This is a genomic window from Kribbella orskensis (assembly GCF_004342085.1).
GTDB lineage: Bacteria > Actinomycetota > Actinomycetes > Propionibacteriales > Kribbellaceae > Kribbella > Kribbella orskensis.
This window is the reverse complement of the sequence record NZ_SLWM01000045.1, coordinates 1-15,782: the sequence shown is the minus strand read 5'-3', so window position 1 is coordinate 15,782 and position 15,782 is coordinate 1. Positions and strand designations below refer to the sequence as shown.

The window sequence follows — 15,782 nt, the reverse complement described above, 5'->3', positions numbered from 1 at the left end:
ACCAAGCACTGGACGAGGTCGTGCCGCCGCGGAGCCGAGTTAGCCGACGTAGCTGGGCCCCGTCGGCCGACAGGTGCGCGGCGCGGAGCGCCATCACGACGAGTACACCGACCAGCGGCGTGCGGACCGCTGATCAGTCCAGGCGACCCTTCAGCCGGCGGCTGACCGCACGCTCGACCTCCCGGCTCGCCTCGCGCTCGCCGAGCGCGTACCGCTTGTCCCAGGTCTTCTTGCCGCGGGCCAGGGCGATCTCAACCTTCGCGCGACCGTCCTTGAAGTAGAGGGTCACCGGGACGATCGTCAGCCCGCCCGACCTACGAGCCAACTGAGGCCGAGCTGGCCGCCCTGGCCGAGCAGCGAGACCCTCTGCGGCAGGGCCAAAGTGCGCCACCTCATGCGCGAGGACCCTTTCGAGGTTGCTGCGGCGGTGCGTAGAGGCTCCAGTTGGTCAAGGCGATCGTGCGGCCGACCGGGGCCGCCGGCGCGGTCGCTTCCGGGCCTTCGTGGATCCAGACGCGGTAGTTGTCGGGATCTACTCCGGCAGCGTCACAGACCGAGAGCCAGGCATGGTGCCATGCGGTTGAGTTCAAGGTGCCCCCGGCAGGATTCGAACCTGCGACGCACGGTTTAGGAAACCGACGCACCACACCGACATACGCCCCACCAGGCGTGTCTGGCTCACTCGAGTTCGCCCGATCTTGACTCCAGTTGACTCGAATTGACGCCTCTTGGTTCCCACGGTGTTCCCACGCTGAACTGCTGAGCGCGAGCCCCGTTCGCGCCACTGCCCGCAGCTGAGATGAGCACGACCTGGTTCGTGACGCTGGCCCGATAACCTGGCGGGACTCGTCGTAAGGCTCGGTGCGGCGTTGCCGTCGCCGGCGCCGACAGATTCTGGGTCGACCGAGCTACACGACGCACTGACGAACCCAGGGTTGCGGGCAATGAGATGCTCGCCGCCGGTGGCCGCCGGGGCGTCGGACGATGTCCTCCGGTCGAAGTCGGTCTCGCCTGACCCGGGTGCTTCCAGCCGTCTGCAGTGCGGCGCCGGCCGATACCAGGACCCTGTCGGCCGGTATGGACGGGCGCGCGTTGGAGCGACCGTTCGAGCGCACATTCTGGCCGGTTCTGAACGAATCGGTGACCTGACCCGTCCACTCGCCGCTCGTGCCGCTCGTGCCTCGTGCCCACCGCCAGCGCCCGGCGCGGGAGCTGGCGGGGCGAGTTCCCCGGAAAAGCCTAGTGGCAGTGGAAGAACTCGTTGACCGTGCCGTCGGGCCGGACGTTGAACTGATCGACTTGGTTGGTGCGGATCGTCGATCCGTCCGAACCAGTGGCGCGGAGGTTGAACGTGAACGTTCCATTCACGGTCGCCCCGTTGGCGTTGAAGCCTCCCCAGATCGTGACCTTGCCGGCATAGCTCGGCAGACTCGGGTCTTCCAGTGGCACCGCGACGAAGGTGCCGGTCTGGGTGAAGGTCGCGTGCTCGCGGCCGTCATCGAAGGTGGTGGTGTGCTCTATCAGGTTGGTGGTGGTGGTGATGGTGTAGAGCGGTCCTTCATCCGAGCAGATGGGATCGGGAATCACATCGACGAAGGTCTCGACGAGGTTCTTCTGAGTAGTGGTCTCGGTGACCGGTGGCGCGCCGAACGCGGGCGCTCCAGTGAACAACAAGCCCGCGATCAGCAGGCCGACCATCAGCAGCAGGCGACGAAGCATTCCATGCCCCCTCTTGCGATATGGAACTCTGTGCGCCGGGCGATTGCGACGTTACTCGCGCCAGGCCGAGGGAACCAGCGCTGAATCGGGGGGCGAGCCGCGGCCTGCCGGAAGTCCACCGGACCATTCCGCACGAGTGCGGACCTTTCGGAGGCTGAGTATCGCCCGCCGTCGATGCGCGGCCTCCTCTCGAGACGTTTGGTCGGGTTGATGCGTTTGGGCTAGGGCACAGGGGAGAGGTCAGCTGGCTCGTTCTCGAGCGGGAGCCAGCTCGCGCTGGCCTGGTTGGACCAGCGTCGGGCCGCGGATCCTTCCGGCCGGCGAAGTAGATCTGGGGCCTACGGGGGAGTCGGCCGGGAGGATTTGCGGTTGACGGTTGGGCAGCGATTGCGGGGCGTAGCGTTCGACATGGCTGGTGCGTGTCCACCCCGATGCGGGGCCAGTCAGACTGACCTCGTGCCATTCCCCGGCGTCAGTCGTGATGAACGATCGGACAGGGGTGTGGGAGCGGGTTCGAGTTCGAGCGTGCCGAACAGGTGGTAGCCACAGCCGAAGGAACGACGCCGAGAGACATGGCTCTTCATCGTGCGCGCGCACGCCAAGAGCCTGGACGACGAGCCCGATTAGTGCGCAAATCCCGGCCTGCGCACCCAGACCCGCAGGTACAGCGCTACGTCCATACGGACCCGTCGTAGCCCGCCCGGCCCACGGAGGCAGCGAATGCCCCACCAGCGATGGGTGATGTCAATGACGAGCCGGCTGCCCCTACCAGGGCCGGACAGGGTGAAGGTGTGGAACGGGAGTCGGGCCCGGACGCCGACGCCGAAGGTGGCCTGGCCCTCAAACCCGACTCTTATCACCGAGCCGGCGCCTCCAACGAGGTTCTGGAGCAGAGAAGCTGACCCGCATCCGACGGGACTTGCCGTCGACCACCTGGGCGGCCGGCGGCGCTTTGGCCTCCTTGATCTGGTTGTACTCGCTGAAGCTCGCGCTGGACTTGGCAGGCATGTCCACTCGGATGGGACGGGCGTTGGTGGCAGCGACCCGCCGGGTGAGCTAGCCGCCGTTCCCCGACGCCGATGCAATGGATGCCTCCGATGGTCCTGGTCCCGCGCCTGACGCCTGAACTCGTCGATCTCTCTGGCCCAGTCCAGTGGTGCGCTCGGGACCGCTCTGGCATTGTCTTTTTCGCCCGGAGTCCGTTCCCAAACCAGTCCCCTAGTCGCCGAGGTTCATTTGCGCTGACGGCAGCGCCGGTTGTTATGCCGCTTCGCCTGTCGGCCGGCCGAGCGCAGGAACTCCTGTAGTGCTGGGCTGTGCGCGGGTTAGTAGTGCTGGCTCTGCGGACTTGCCGAACCCCGGTCGCGGAGGCGGCGACCGGGGGCAGCAGGGTCGCAGCCAGCGCGACTACAACCAGGTACTGGAGTCTTCGCACTGCGGTTCGGTGCGAAGCCTCAGCCGACATCTCGTCGCTTCGTGAGGAGCAGCGCCGGTACGGCGGTGGCGGTGACGTAGGCCGCGACCAGCAGTCCACCGGTGGCGGCGGCAACGGTTCCGTCCACGGCCGGGACACCAGCTTGGATGAGCGCTCTCGCAGCGGCCGCCGGAAGGTACTTCGCCAGCCCGGGCTCGCGCAGCGCACCAGGGAGCAGACCCTCGATCACGAACCACCACGCGACTGCCGCGATGATCGCAAGGGCCTCGCTGCGCACGAGCGCACCCAGCCCGGCTCCCGCCAAGGCGAACAGGCCGGCTGCGATCGTGACTCCGAGCCAGGTGAGAACGGCGTCTGCGGTCAGCAGGTCGACGGGCAGGTCCTTGGCGAGCACCACGATCGCCGTCGCGACGTACGACGCGGTCAGCGTGACACCGGCGAAGACGGTCCCGACGACGGCGGCAGCGGCGTACTTGCCGGCGAGGAACTGACCACGACGCGGGGTGACGAGCAGCGATGCGGTGATGGTGTGGTGCCGGTACTCACCGGCCGACGCCAGCACGCCGAGCACGAAGACGATGCCCGCGACGAGCAGACCGGGTACGGAGAGCACGCCCCGAAGGTCCTCACGGCCGAGCGGTGCGGAACCGTGGCTGCCTGCCACGATGGCGATCGCCGTGGTGAGGCCCGCGGACAGGGTGATCGCGATGGTCAGCATCACCCAGGTCAGGCGCAGCCCGACATGCTTGATCAGCTCGGCCCGGAACAGTGCGGTCATGATGGTCTCTCAGTAGTGAGCTCGAGGAAACGACTCTCGAGGCTGGTGGTCGCGTTGGTCAATTCGGCCAGTGAGGCGTGCTCGACGAGCCGGCCCCGGTTGATGATCAGGACGTCGTCGACGGTGTTGGTCAGCTCGGCCAGCAGGTGACTGGAGACGAGCACCGTGCCGCCGCCGGCGGCGTACGTGCGGATGAAACCGCGCAACCAGTGCACGCCGTGCGGGTCCAGTCCATTGGTCGGCTCGTCCAGAACCAGTACGTCAGGCTCGCCGAGCAGCGCGGCCGCGAGCGCCAGCCGCTGCCGCATGCCGAGCGAGTAGCCGCCGACGCGTCGCCCGGCGGCGCGTCCCAGCTCGACCGTGTCTAGTACGGCGTCCAACCCGGCGGTGCCCAGGCCGGCGGCGGTCGCGTAGACCCGCAGGGCGTTCCGGCCGGTGCGCGCAGGGTGGAACACGCCTGTGTCGAGGACCGCGCCGACGCGACGGGTCGGTGTGGACAGGTCACGGTAGGCGACCCCGTCGATGGTGGCGGTCCCGGAGGTGGGACGGGCCAGCCCGAGCAGCATGCGAAGGGTGGTCGTCTTGCCAGCGCCGTTGGGTCCGAGGAAGCCGGTGACCCTGCCACTTCGGATGTCGGCGCTGAGATCGTCGACGGCGATCACGTCGCCGTATTTCTTGGTGAGGCCCCTGAGGGCGATCTCGGTCATGGCCCCGAAGTTACGGATCGTCAACTCGTGCGTCGTCGGCCTCGGATCCGATCCTGACCGTACGCCGCCGGGTCCACGACTACATCCGCAGATGTACGCCTCAGGCGTCGCGCGGTACGACCAGGCCACTCTCGTAGGCGAGCATCACCAGCTGAGCGCGATCCCGAGCGGCGAGCTTGGCGAGGATGCGGCTGACGTGGGTCTTCACCGTCGCCGGGCTGACGAACAGCCCGTCCGCGATCTGGCTGTTGGACAGGCCCTGGGCGATCAGGCCGAGGACGTCGCGTTCGCGATCGGTCAGCCGCGCCAGCTCCGCCGGGCGGGCCCGGGGCGTCTCGGGGCGGCGGACGAACTCGGCGATCAACCGGCGGGTCACGCCGGGAGCCAACAGCGCGTCGCCGGCCGCGATCAGGCGGATCGCGGCGAACAGATCCTCCGGCAGGCTGTCCTTCAGCAGGAACCCGCTCGCCCCGGCCCGCAACGCGGCGTACACATACTCGTCGAGGTCGAACGTCGTCAGCACCAGCACACGCACACCGCCGCACCGCTCGTCGGAGGTGATCCGCCGCGTGGCCTCGATGCCGTCCATCACCGGCATCCGGACATCCATCAGCAGTACGTCGGGCCGACAGCTCCGGGCGATCTCGATCGCCTCGGCGCCGGTCTTGGCCTCGGCCACGAGGTCGATGTCATCGACCAGAGCGATCTGGGCCCGAAAGCCGTCGCGGACCAGTGGCTGGTCGTCGGCCAGCGCGGCGCGAATCGTCATGCCTCGTCCCCCGCCCGGATCGGCAGCCGAGCCTCCACACGGAACCCCCGCACCGGTCTGGGGCCGGCCGTGAACTGTCCGCCCAGCGCGGTCACCCGTTCGCGCATCCCGACGATGCCAAGACCTGGGTGGCCGTCAGAGGACGTCGCTTTCCCGGCTCCGTCGTCGGTGATCTCCAAGACGAGTTGGTCGCCGTCATACCGCACGAGGACCGCGGCCGCCGCCGGGTGCCCGGCATGCTTGACGACGTTGGTGAGCGCTTCCTGCACCACCCGGTACGCGACCAGGTCAAGGCTCCTGGACAGCGGCCGGCGGTCGCCTTCGACGGCGAGCCGCAGATCCGCGCCGGCATGACGCATCGTGCCGACGAGATCGTCGAGGTTCGCCAGTCCTGGTGGCGGATCCAGCTGTGCCGGTGTGTCGCCGCCCTGTCGCAGCACACCGAGCAATTGCCGCATCTCCCGGCTGGCGTCCCGGCTGGTCGTCTCGATCGCCGCCAACGCACGCTGCGCCATGTCCGGATGCTGCGGCAGAGCCAGCCTGCCGGTGCTCGACTGAATGGCGATGGTCGTGAGGCTGTGCGCTACCAGGTCGTGGAGCTCTCGGGCGATTCGCAGTCGCTCCTCAGCAGCAGCCTGAAGTGACAGCGCCTCGCGCTCCCGCTCAAGGAACTCGGCGCGGTCCCGCAGCGCCGCGCTCCGGGTACGGCGGTCCGCGACGACGAAACCGACGATCACGACCACCAAGGTCACGACGACCATCGGCAGCGCGTCCTCCAATCGCAGACGGTCTCGGCCGACCTGGGCGAGTTCGAGCGCCGCGACCACGGCAGTCGCAGCCGCCGCGCCGACCTCGGCCGTACGCCGCGTCGCGTGGACGATCGCTGAGTACACGGCGACCCACAGCCCGAACGGTGCCGACGGCCCGAACACCACCTGGGCAACGACCCACGCGGCCGACACCGCCACGAGCACCACCGCGGGACGCCTTCGTCGCCAGAGCAACGGCACACTTTGAACGAGCACAAGACCAAGCCAGACCGCGCCCAGCAGAATCGACGTCCCCTGCTCCGGCCCGCCGGGACCGATCCGCGGGTTGAGCACGTGGAGCAAAGCCACCGCCGCGACCAGCAGCCAGTCGCCGAGCGGATGAATCCGCCCCGGCCGGCCCCGGCTCCCGGCGCGGGTGACACCGGCGATGTCCTGCATGACTTCATCGTGCACCCCCCGCGACCTGCGCGGGATCGGGCATGTCTAGCGCCAGCGCCGCTGGTGCGAGGGTTCGCCGCCATCACCTGCCCCGAATGCCGCGATCAGGCCGTGCGCCGAGCCCAGCGGGCCAGGCCGTCGCCAAGGCTGCCCTGGCCGCCGACGCTTCCCCGACATCGCCCGCGCCGCCGAACAGCAACTACCATCCGGGGTGGTCCTCGACGGCGAACTGGTGATCCACATTGGTGCCCCGGCAGGATTCGAACCTGCGACGCACAGCTTAGGAAACCGACCCACCCCACCGACATACCCCTCCAGGCGTGACCAGGCGACACCAGTTCGGCTGTTCTTGACTCCAGTTGACTCGGATCGACGCCCCTTGTTCCCACGGTGTTCCCAGGCTGAACTGCTGAGCGTTGGCCCAGCTCGCGCGGCTCGTAGCGACTGAGATGAGTCTGAGCCGTTACGCGTGGCGGACGAGATCTCGGCGGTGGCTTAAGGTCGCGTGATGCGCACCCTTCTTGCCGCCCTGATCTTGCTCGGCTTCGCGGCTACCGGGTGCGCCCATCCAGCGGCCGGGGCCGACCCGGCTGGGTCGACCCCGCAGTCACGGACCCCACCCACCCGCAGTCCCGCCGCGGCCCAGCCAGCGAGCCGCGCGGCCAAGCTGATCTCTGTCGAACTCCGCCAGATCCGCGTCATCGCTGCCCGGCCCGACGTGCCTAGCTACAAGCGAGACCTGTTCGGGCAGACCTGGACCGACGATCACGCAGGCCGTGGTGGCCACAATGGCTGCGACACGCGCAACGACGTACTCGCGGCCCAGCTGACCGCGGTGCGGTACCGCGCTCGCTCCAGATGCGTCGTCATCGCCGGCACCCTTCCCACCGACCCCTACACCGGTCGCCGGATCGAGTTCCGCAAGGCCACCGCGACCAAGGTGCAGATCGACCACCTGTACCCGCTGGCCCGAGCATGGGACATGGGCGCGGCCCGCTGGCCGCCGCAGCGGCGCGTCGACTTCGCGAACGACGAGGCCGCGAACCTGCTGGCTGTCGACGGACCGGCGAACGCCTCCAAGAACGACGACGGGCCCGGCGAGTGGCTGCCGATCAACCGCAGCTACCGATGCACATACGTCCTGCGCTACCTCGAGGTGGCCCGCAAGTACACGCTGCCCATCACTGCGGCTGATCGCAACGCAGCCCAGGCGATCACCCAAACCTGCCAGTAGGAAACCGAGCTGGCCCGCCGGTGGGTCTGCGGACCAACAGCCAGATTGGGCCCCGGCCAATCCTGCTGCTGCGGGCGTGATGCCGAATGAGCTCAGAGAGCTTTTGTCAGCTCGAACCCTCAACGGCGTCATCTTGGGCTGGTTACCAGGTGCATGAGCCGGCGGGAGCACTAGTCTTCGGTCATGCCCAGCCCCCTGTTCTCCACCTACCGCAGTGGTGAGAACCGTGTCACGTCCTCAACGATGGCGGTCTTTGAGCGGATCGACCTTGCCCTCGTACAGGAGCTGTTGGAGAGCGCCAGCGGCATCGGGGATGAACTTCGCGCCGTCTCCTTCGAGAACCAGGTCGTCGGAGATGGCTCTGTGCCTGACGCCCGCATCTCGGCACGCTTCACCTGGTGGTTCGAGACCAAGACCGCTCGAGGCGGCTACGCCAGCGAGGGCCACGATCGGAATCAGGTCCGACTTCATGCAAGCCAGCTGGAGGGCGATCCGGACACCCGACTCTTTGTCCTCACCCCGGACCCGGGCCAGCCCGCATGGTTCGATGAGCTCGATGGCGTCGACGAGGTCGTCCGAGGCCAGATCATCTGGTTCTCCTTCGCCAGCCTCGCGGACGCAATCCGAGTACTGCTCAGTGACCCGACACGGCTGGTCAGCGAGCAGACGAAGTTCCTCCTCACTGAGTTGACGGCGCTATACGAGGCCGACGGACTTCTTAGCAACGACGACACGGTCGTTGTCGCGGCCAAGTCCGCGTGGGGCGAGTACATCAAGTACGCAGCCTATGTCTGCCAGCCCGATCGTTCCTTCCGTGATGGCCTCACTCACTTTGGCTTCTACTACCAGGGCAAGATCCAGGCGACCGTGCCGCGAATCTTGAGTTGGACGCCAAACATCGTGCTCAGCCACGAAGCCGCTGCCCGATCCATCGCATCGGGCAACACGACGCTGGGTTCGCTGATCACCCAGCTGTTGGCTGACGGCGTCCGCTCCGAGGGCGGGGCGCACGGGATCATGCTTCTCTCCCCCCACGGCGGTGTGGACACCGTGCAGTTGGCCGGGCCGATCGAGAACGATACGAAGACCGCGAGCGGCAGAGGGTGGGCCTGGACCTTGAGCCAGCGCTACACGAGCCTCGAGCGCCTCCAAGGCGGTGTCGTCCGGACTTCGCAACTCTAGGTCCACCCGCTCGTCGGCACGATCGGAGGCCGGCCACGACGTCTGGTACTCCGGCAAGCACAAGCGGCATGGCGGGAACATCCAGGTGCTGACCGGTCCGACCGGCTACCCGGAATGGGTCAGCGACGTCGAACCAGGCTCTACCCACGACATCACCGCCGCCCGGGCCCATGCGCTACCTGCACTGTATCCAGCTGCAGCCCGAGGGCTCCCGACCTTGACCGACAAGGGCTACGTCGGTGCTGGGATCGGCATCCACGTCCCCTTGCGGGGCCGGACCTCCATGCCGACCACCAGGCACGCAACGCCATGATCAGCGCGCTCCGCGCCCCGGCCGAACGCGCCGACGCTCTGCTAAAGCGGCCTGGAAAGCACTCGAGCGCGTCACGTTCGATCCGTGGCGTATCGGCGCGATCGTCGCTGCCGCACTCGTCCTACTCCACCTTCAACGACCGGCCCGGCGAGAAAACCTCACTCTCGGCGGCAATAGTCTTTGTTCGATAGGCGCCTGACCGCACCTATCGACTCGCCTTGACTCCATTTCGCACCACGTTTGATCCCACGGCGGCCCGCCGCCTACGTCGGGTACAGCCTCGGTGGTGGCCGTCTAAGGTTCGTGCCAGCGGATAGTCTTTAGTGATGGACTCGACATGTGACGGTGCCCCCGACTGGGAGGCGGTACGGCAGCACGTGTCCTCGAAGGCAGGCGCTCGTCGGGTGTCCGGGCGACGCCGTCTAGATGGTCTTCGGCGCTGGATCAGCCGTAGCCGGCTGGGAGGACGGACTGGCTTCACGGTGTCCTGGTTGAGCCGTCACGGAGACGGCTTCGCTGCCGAGGTCGAGGCCTGAGGGGTGGTGGGCCAAGGTGAGCGACGATTGGATCCGGCCACCGCAGGCGAAGCCGCTAACCGGCCAGGAGCGCTTCCACGGCCTCGACGCCTCCGTCAAAGGACTTCTGGACTTACGCGATGTCCGACCTGCGCATGAACAACGTCCGCGGGTACCTCGCCGAGTTCCTGGTGGCCAAGGCCGTCGGTGCGACCGGTAGCCGGATCGAGTGGGACGCGTACGACATCTTCACGCCCGAGGGCATCAGGGTCGAGGTGAAGTCCGCGGGTTACCTCCAGACCTGGGCCCAGCGTCGCCTGTCGAGAATCTCGTTCGGCTCGATGAAGGGCCGCACGTGGGCTCCGGAGACCGGTGAGTCAGCAGAGGCGACGCTCAACGCCGATGTCTACGTGTTCGCGATCCAGACAGCCACATGCCACGACGCCTACGACCCACTCGACGTCGACCAGTGGCAGTTCTATGTGGTCGGGCGGGCTGCGATCGAGACGACAGGCTACTCGTCCATCGGCCTACCTATCCTCCGAATCCTCAGCGACGGCCCAGTCGAGTACGCCGACTTGGCCGATGCGGTCCGAGCTGCGCGAGCAGGACACCCCGGAGATGGCATAGCCGGCGCTTCACATTGACGTCGGCGAGCGACTTGCGGGCTCGAACTCGTTGCTTCCCAGGTCGCCTCGGCAGAACCCGAGCACCAGCGCCGCGCTCGTCGTTGCGCGGGGCCCATGTGCCGGGTCGGGATAGCTGGACTCCGCAACTTCCGCTCTCAAACGTGGCGGCGATCCAGCAATGCTCCAGGCGCAACACCGACCTGTCCTCGTTTCGGAGATGACGCATGGATAAGTCGGGGAGAGCCCATAATTGGCGGCATGCCTAGTGTCGCGGTAACGAAATAGCTTTACTTCGTGGGATCATGGGTTATGGCGTTGACTGTGACCGTGGATGTTCCGGTCGAGGATCGCAGGGTGTTGGAGTCGTGGACGCGTTCGTCGTCGGTGCGGGCGGGTCTGGCGCAGCGGGCGCGGATCGTGCTGCTGGCGGCTGATGGGGTGGCGGTGAAGGACATCGTGGCGCGGGTCGGGGTGTCCAAGCCGACGGTGATCGGGTGGAAGAAGCGTTACGCGGCCGAGGGGCTGGGTGGGCTGGACGATCGGCCGAAGCCGGGCCGGCCGGCCACGGTGGATGAGGTCGCGGTGGTGCTGGCGACGTTGGAGCCGCCGCCGGAGCGCCTCGGGGTGACGCACTGGTCGTCGCGGCTGCTGGCCGACCATCTCGGCGGGATCTCGCATGTGTGGGTCGGCAAGATCTGGAAGAGGTGGGGCCTGCAGCCGTGGCGGGTCGAGACGTTCAAGTTCTCCACCGATCCCGAGTTGGAGGCCAAGGTCCGTGATGTCGTCGGCCTGTACCTGAGCCCGCCCGACAACGCGATCGTGTTGTCGATCGACGAAAAATCCCAGATCCAGGCGTTGGACCGGACCGCGCCCATCCTGCCGCTGCGCCCCGGGCTGCCCGAGAAGCGCAGCCACGACTACCGCCGCAACGGCACCACCACACTGTTCGCCGCGCTCGAGATCGCCACCGGCAGAGTCGTCGACGCGTGCATGCCCAGGCACCGCCACCAGGAGTTCCTGCGGTTCCTCAAGCAGGTCGCGAAGGCCTACCCACGCAAGAAGCTGCACATCGTGGTCGACAACTACGGCAGCCACAAGCACCCCCAGGTCCGCGCGTGGCTGGCGAAGAACCCGCGGATCCAACTGCACTTCACCCCGACCAGCGGCTCCTGGCTCAACATGGTCGAAATCTTCTTCGGCATCATCACCCGCCAGGCCATCCGCCGCGGCACCTTCACCTCAGTCCGCGACCTGACCGACGCCATCCGGACCTTCATCGACGGCTGGAACGACCGCTGCCAACCCTTCATCTGGACCAAAACCGCCGACGACCTCCTCGACCACTGCAAACCCGGTCAAAGAACATCGTTTACGCGACACTAGCGAAGTCGACGCCCGTGCGTTGCTCGAGACCCTAGTAGGACAGCAGATTTTCACTCTCACGGGCCGACCAAACACGGTGCTGAGCCTTCAGAGTGACAACGTGATCGTAGCAACGAACCGTGCGCCCGGCGGCCGGCCCGTGCCGATCGCAGACGTGCAGTCCGGGCTCGACCGGCTGTTCGACCAGCAAGAAGTGGACGTGAGCCCGGCTTCCCTTGGCTATCGCAGCGCCTTTGTTGGTGCGGTCTTGCGGACTCTGCCAGAGACCATCGCCGACGACGCAACCACGCCTGCGCGCATCCGGCTCGTTGACCCTTCAGCCGCGTACAAGCATGATCAGGCAGGTCGCATTAACGTCTGGTGGCGCCATGACCCGCATCAGCGGTTCTGGCTCGAGATCACCGATCGACATGACATCGGCATTGACCTGAACTGTCCTCAACGCGACGCCGCCGGCAAGCACAGTCCGGGATTTTCGCTGATCTGGTGGGTCAACATTGGCGACATCGTGTTTCATTACGACCTCAATCGGCAGGCAATCACCTCCTGGTCACGAGCCGCAGGTCCTGTCGCCGAGGCGGCCACCATTTGGCGCTCCCACCGCAGCGCAACTCGGAAAAGGCTGAAGACTGCGCGGCCTCAATCGGGGTGGTGGCTCGATCTGGACGGCCCCTTTCCGCTCGGTCAGCCTCTGAGCATCGCCCAGCTCGTTGAACACGACGCCGACATCCGCGACATCCTCAGGCGGCTGAAAGCAGTCCACCACGGAAGCCTCTACTTTCCCTTCTTCTGGTGGGACGATCGGCAGCTTCGGCCGATGCAGTACTACATCAACAAGCTTCCGGCCGAGCTCGTCAGCCGATTTCCACAGCTGGCCACCGCCACATGGACGCCTAAACCCGTCACCCACCCGACAACTGCGGCGACTCCATCGCGTCCTGGCACGGTGTACCGGGAAGCCCAGGTGAGTCCATTGTCTAGCGGGCGGCAGCCGTTCGCGGTCGACCCAGCACTAGTCGAACGAGGCCTCCGGGGGCACGCGGCAACTCAGAATGAACTAGCCAGGGTTCTGCGCACTGCGGGGATCGAACCACGCTCCCGGCTCCCACAGGAACCGAACTACGACCTGGCATGGGAGGCGAACGGGAGAGTGTTCGTCGCCGAGATCAAGAGCATCACTGACGACAACGAAGAAGAGCAGCTCCGGCTGGGACTAGGCCAAGTCCTGCGCTACCGCCATCGCCTTGAACGACTCGGGTACGGCCCTGTGGCGGCCGTCCTCGTACCCGAGCGGGCTCCGCGCGACTCCTCGTGGCGCGATCTATGCCGCGAGCTTGAAGTGGCCCTCATAAGCGGAGACGAGCTGGAACGCGCGGCGACACTGTGAGCACGGAAAAGGGCAATGATGCCCTAGCACCGAGCCCCTCCAGGCGTCAGAAGTCTGGGTTCGAAGGGATTTGGCCCCCGCCAGTCGACTCTCTTTGACGCGATTTCGCACCACGATTGATCCCACGGCGCCGGACTCGCCCAACTCCACGACCCTAGCAACCCGCGGCTGCGGCACCGCCACCCACAACTACCAGCAAGCCTTCGACAACCTCACCCGCGAATCCGGCCTGGCCGCCTGAACCCGACTCAACCTTCACGGCTTCGCCGGACCAAGCCTTCTAGGCCGAATCAGGCACGATCCCCCGGCGAATTGAGCACTATTACTCAGCCCGCGTCGGCGTCTCCGCGCGCAGACTGAGCAAAAGCCGTGCTGCGTGCGCCAAGGGGGCAGGTCTGGGGTGCATCACGGGATCATGGCCGGTCGCGCCACCGCCGGTCCCTGGAGCATCATCGACAGGGGAGGAGCGCAGTCGGCATGACTGTGCGGGCAGAGCAAGCAAAGATGTTCGTCGTCGCGGTCGTGCTCGCCGTCGCGGCAACAGGTGGTTGTGGCGGGCAACGATCAGGGGGCGGGTCTGCGTCGCCTTCGGCAACGGTGCCGCCTGATCTGGTCAAGATGCGCGGAACGGCTGCCGACGACGCCGGGTCGTACGAGTTGATCGTGGACGGAAACAGGCGATTCCGGCAGACAATACTCACCGGACCAGACGCCGGCGCATACGTCGTGTGGGACGGCAAGGTGATGCTCTCCTACGACCCGCAGACCGATCCGAAGTACCAGCGGCAGGAGAACTTGAGCAAGGACGAACTCCCCGGAGCCACGTTCTTCTACCGGCCCGGCACGAAGGAGTTCGCCGAGCTGTGTCCCGCAGCGAGGCCGCTGGGCACCGCGACAGTTTTCGGCCGGACAGCGGTGCGCTATCACTGCGACAAGGTGGTGCCGGCTGAGGACTCGCCGGCGGAGCCGATGGACGCGCGAGAGATCGCTCTGGATGAGCAGACCGGTCTGGTCCTGGCGAGTCGCGGCCCAGACAAACTGACCGAGGTGACGTTCGGCCCAGTGATCGCGCCTGACACGTTCTCGACGAAGATGCCACCTGGCGGCGACAGTGCAGCACCAGGCAGCGGTCCCTCCGGACCGGGGCCGGCAAAGACCGAGGCCCGGCTCCGCCAGATCGCGACCACCACCTCGACACCGATCTACTACCTCGGCGCCGAATTCACGGATTGCCGCTGGAGGACGCGATCATCTTCGCCGGGGGCACTGAGGCGCAGGGTGATACCTCCCTCGACCCCGGCCAGTCCTTGAGCGTCGGTTACGGATCCCATTGCAGCGAAGGCACTTGCAGCTCACGTATCGAGGTCGGCGCCGAGGAAATCCCGCTTGGCCAGAATATTGTCGGGTGCTCGCGACTGGCCCCGATTCACGGCGTACCAACCGTCTCCCTCGCTGGTGACTCGGTCGTCCTCTTCACTGGCCCGCTCGCGATCCGCGTCGGTACGACGCCCGGCGACGTCGAGCTGGCCGCGCAGGCCGCGAAAGAACTGCGCCGGGTTGGGGAGTCGGCCGCGGCAGGGACGTTGCCGCCTCCGCCGGCGTCGAAACCCAAGCTCATCGACGCCGCATGCGGCCGACACCCAGGCGAGCACGGACCGGGATTGTACGACGATCCGGCACTGAACCCGGCCTCCGAAGGCATGCCGGCCTTCACCGTGCCGCGTCTCGGCGGCGGACAACTGCGCTGGACCGACTACAATGGCAAACCGGTCGTCGTGGCCGCCGGCGACGTCACCGACGTTGCCCCCGCAGTCCGTCGCCTGGCCAAGCTCACCTCCGGCGGCAAGTCGCCAACCGTGATCGGCCTGACCTGGGACACCGTCGGCGACAAGGTGCATCCCGCGCCGACAGCCGAGATCCAACGGAAGGCCGGCCACCTGCCGGTCCCGGTCGGCTCCCCGGCCACCGAGCCCGCCGTCTGGCTCAGCGACGCCGCGGGCATCGATCCGAGCCAGTCCGGAGTGATCGGATTCCTCGACAGCAAAGGCATACCGTCGACCCTCCTGCCGACCGACGCCTCCGACGCCGAGATCCGGACCCGCGCTCCGGCAACTTCACTGGTCACATCGCATTATCGCTCGCCGGAACGCCGGACCGCGTGCTGCTGGAGCGTCCTTCGACCTCGCCACCGGAAGGAGCCGTGCCCTGGCCGAGCGCGAGACTCCGGATGGCAGCATTCTTGGCGGCGTTGGCGGATCGGACGCACGCTGGACAAAGCTCGACCTCAAGGTGAACAGTGGTGGATCGCAACCGAGCCGATGCAAAGCCGACACTGGGCATCACCAATAGCTCTGCTCGCGACGAGTCCGCGCCAGGAGTAGACCCACGCGGAACGGAACGTCCAAGGCGATTCAGGCAGAACAGCCCCCTGATGCGATGAAGGAGCGGGGCCTCCGCTCCTCGTGGGTTCCCGGCGGATGCTGGGGTTGCTCACGCTTCACGACGAAGGAGGCCCCTGATGGA

13 protein-coding genes and 2 pseudogenes are annotated in these 15,782 nt (G+C 66.9%); 8 read left to right on the top strand and 7 right to left on the bottom strand.

Annotated features, from left to right (window positions below; genetic code table 11):
* Positions 1-133: 133 nt before the first annotated feature.
* The 7 genes and pseudogenes from EV644_RS43105 to EV644_RS43075 form a co-directional block, all read right to left on the bottom strand.
* A pseudogene (locus tag EV644_RS43105) lies at positions 134-307 on the bottom strand (SsrA-binding protein); the annotation flags it as partial.
* 932 nt (positions 308-1,239) lie between these two features.
* The gene (locus EV644_RS43100) at positions 1,240-1,698 is read right to left on the bottom strand and encodes a hypothetical protein (protein ID WP_132197460.1); all 459 of its coding nucleotides are present in this window, start codon (positions 1,696-1,698) and stop codon (positions 1,240-1,242) included.
* A 644-nt stretch (positions 1,699-2,342) separates the two neighbouring features.
* Entirely contained in the window at positions 2,343-2,579 is a 237-nt protein-coding gene (locus EV644_RS48245) for an AMIN-like domain-containing (lipo)protein (protein WP_132197458.1), read from the bottom strand.
* A 594-nt stretch (positions 2,580-3,173) separates the two neighbouring features.
* On the bottom strand, positions 3,174-3,932 hold the full coding sequence (locus EV644_RS43090) for an ABC transporter permease (RefSeq protein ID WP_132197456.1): 759 nt from the start codon (positions 3,930-3,932) through the stop codon (positions 3,174-3,176).
* On the bottom strand, positions 3,929-4,639 hold the full coding sequence (locus tag EV644_RS43085) for an ABC transporter ATP-binding protein (RefSeq protein ID WP_132197454.1): 711 nt from the start codon (positions 4,637-4,639) through the stop codon (positions 3,929-3,931). The genes EV644_RS43090 and EV644_RS43085 overlap by 4 nt, the downstream gene beginning before the upstream one ends.
* A 100-nt stretch (positions 4,640-4,739) precedes the next feature.
* Positions 4,740-5,408: a response regulator gene (locus EV644_RS43080; RefSeq protein ID WP_132197452.1), complete on the bottom strand. Its 669-nt coding sequence runs from the start codon at positions 5,406-5,408 to the stop codon at positions 4,740-4,742.
* The gene (locus EV644_RS43075) at positions 5,405-6,616 is read right to left on the bottom strand and encodes a sensor histidine kinase (protein ID WP_132197450.1); all 1,212 of its coding nucleotides are present in this window, start codon (positions 6,614-6,616) and stop codon (positions 5,405-5,407) included. Before EV644_RS43075 ends, EV644_RS43080 begins: the two co-directional genes overlap by 4 nt.
* A 508-nt stretch (positions 6,617-7,124) precedes the next feature.
* Here EV644_RS43075 and EV644_RS43070 point away from each other — a divergent pair.
* The 8 genes and pseudogenes from EV644_RS43070 (at position 7,125) to EV644_RS43035 (ending at position 15,640) form a co-directional block, all read left to right on the top strand.
* Complete coding sequence (locus EV644_RS43070) at positions 7,125-7,850, top strand: HNH endonuclease family protein (RefSeq protein ID WP_132197448.1); 726 nt, start codon at positions 7,125-7,127, stop codon at positions 7,848-7,850.
* Positions 7,851-8,033: 183 nt separating this feature from the next.
* Positions 8,034-9,032, top strand: coding sequence for a hypothetical protein (locus tag EV644_RS43065; protein WP_132197446.1), 999 nt, complete (start codon positions 8,034-8,036; stop codon positions 9,030-9,032).
* A 1-nt stretch (position 9,033) separates the two neighbouring features.
* A pseudogene (locus EV644_RS43060) lies at positions 9,034-9,544 on the top strand (transposase family protein); the annotation flags it as partial.
* Positions 9,545-10,000: 456 nt separating this feature from the next.
* Positions 10,001-10,507, top strand: a complete 507-nt coding sequence (locus tag EV644_RS43055; protein ID WP_132197444.1) for a hypothetical protein — start codon at positions 10,001-10,003, stop codon at positions 10,505-10,507.
* Positions 10,508-10,798: 291 nt separating this feature from the next.
* Entirely contained in the window at positions 10,799-11,872 is a 1,074-nt protein-coding gene (locus tag EV644_RS43050) for an IS630 family transposase (RefSeq protein ID WP_132197442.1), read from the top strand.
* A 100-nt stretch (positions 11,873-11,972) separates the two neighbouring features.
* A complete protein-coding gene (locus EV644_RS43045; RefSeq protein WP_132197440.1) occupies positions 11,973-13,259 on the top strand; it encodes a hypothetical protein in 1,287 nt (428 codons plus the stop codon).
* A gap of 477 nt (positions 13,260-13,736) precedes the next feature.
* The gene (locus EV644_RS43040) at positions 13,737-14,570 is read left to right on the top strand and encodes a hypothetical protein (RefSeq protein WP_132197438.1); all 834 of its coding nucleotides are present in this window, start codon (positions 13,737-13,739) and stop codon (positions 14,568-14,570) included.
* Positions 14,489-15,640, top strand: a complete 1,152-nt coding sequence (locus tag EV644_RS43035) for a hypothetical protein (RefSeq protein WP_132197436.1) — start codon at positions 14,489-14,491, stop codon at positions 15,638-15,640. Before EV644_RS43040 ends, EV644_RS43035 begins: the two co-directional genes overlap by 82 nt.
* Positions 15,641-15,782: the final 142 nt, after the last annotated feature.

Coding starts and splice junctions, on each gene's coding strand:
- EV644_RS43100 (WP_132197460.1), bottom strand. CDS start 1,698: ATGGTCGGCCTGCTGATCGCGGGCTTGTTGTTCACTGGAGCGCCCGCG.
- EV644_RS43075 (WP_132197450.1), bottom strand. CDS start 6,616: ATGCAGGACATCGCCGGTGTCACCCGCGCCGGGAGCCGGGGCCGGCCG.
- EV644_RS43055 (WP_132197444.1), top strand. CDS start 10,001: ATGTCCGACCTGCGCATGAACAACGTCCGCGGGTACCTCGCCGAGTTC.
- EV644_RS43040 (WP_132197438.1), top strand. CDS start 13,737: ATGACTGTGCGGGCAGAGCAAGCAAAGATGTTCGTCGTCGCGGTCGTG.
- EV644_RS43080 (WP_132197452.1), bottom strand. CDS start 5,408: ATGACGATTCGCGCCGCGCTGGCCGACGACCAGCCACTGGTCCGCGAC.
- EV644_RS43085 (WP_132197454.1), bottom strand. CDS start 4,639: ATGACCGAGATCGCCCTCAGGGGCCTCACCAAGAAATACGGCGACGTG.
- EV644_RS43090 (WP_132197456.1), bottom strand. CDS start 3,932: ATGACCGCACTGTTCCGGGCCGAGCTGATCAAGCATGTCGGGCTGCGC.
- EV644_RS43070 (WP_132197448.1), top strand. CDS start 7,125: ATGCGCACCCTTCTTGCCGCCCTGATCTTGCTCGGCTTCGCGGCTACC.
- EV644_RS43050 (WP_132197442.1), top strand. CDS start 10,799: ATGGCGTTGACTGTGACCGTGGATGTTCCGGTCGAGGATCGCAGGGTG.
- EV644_RS43065 (WP_132197446.1), top strand. CDS start 8,034: ATGCCCAGCCCCCTGTTCTCCACCTACCGCAGTGGTGAGAACCGTGTC.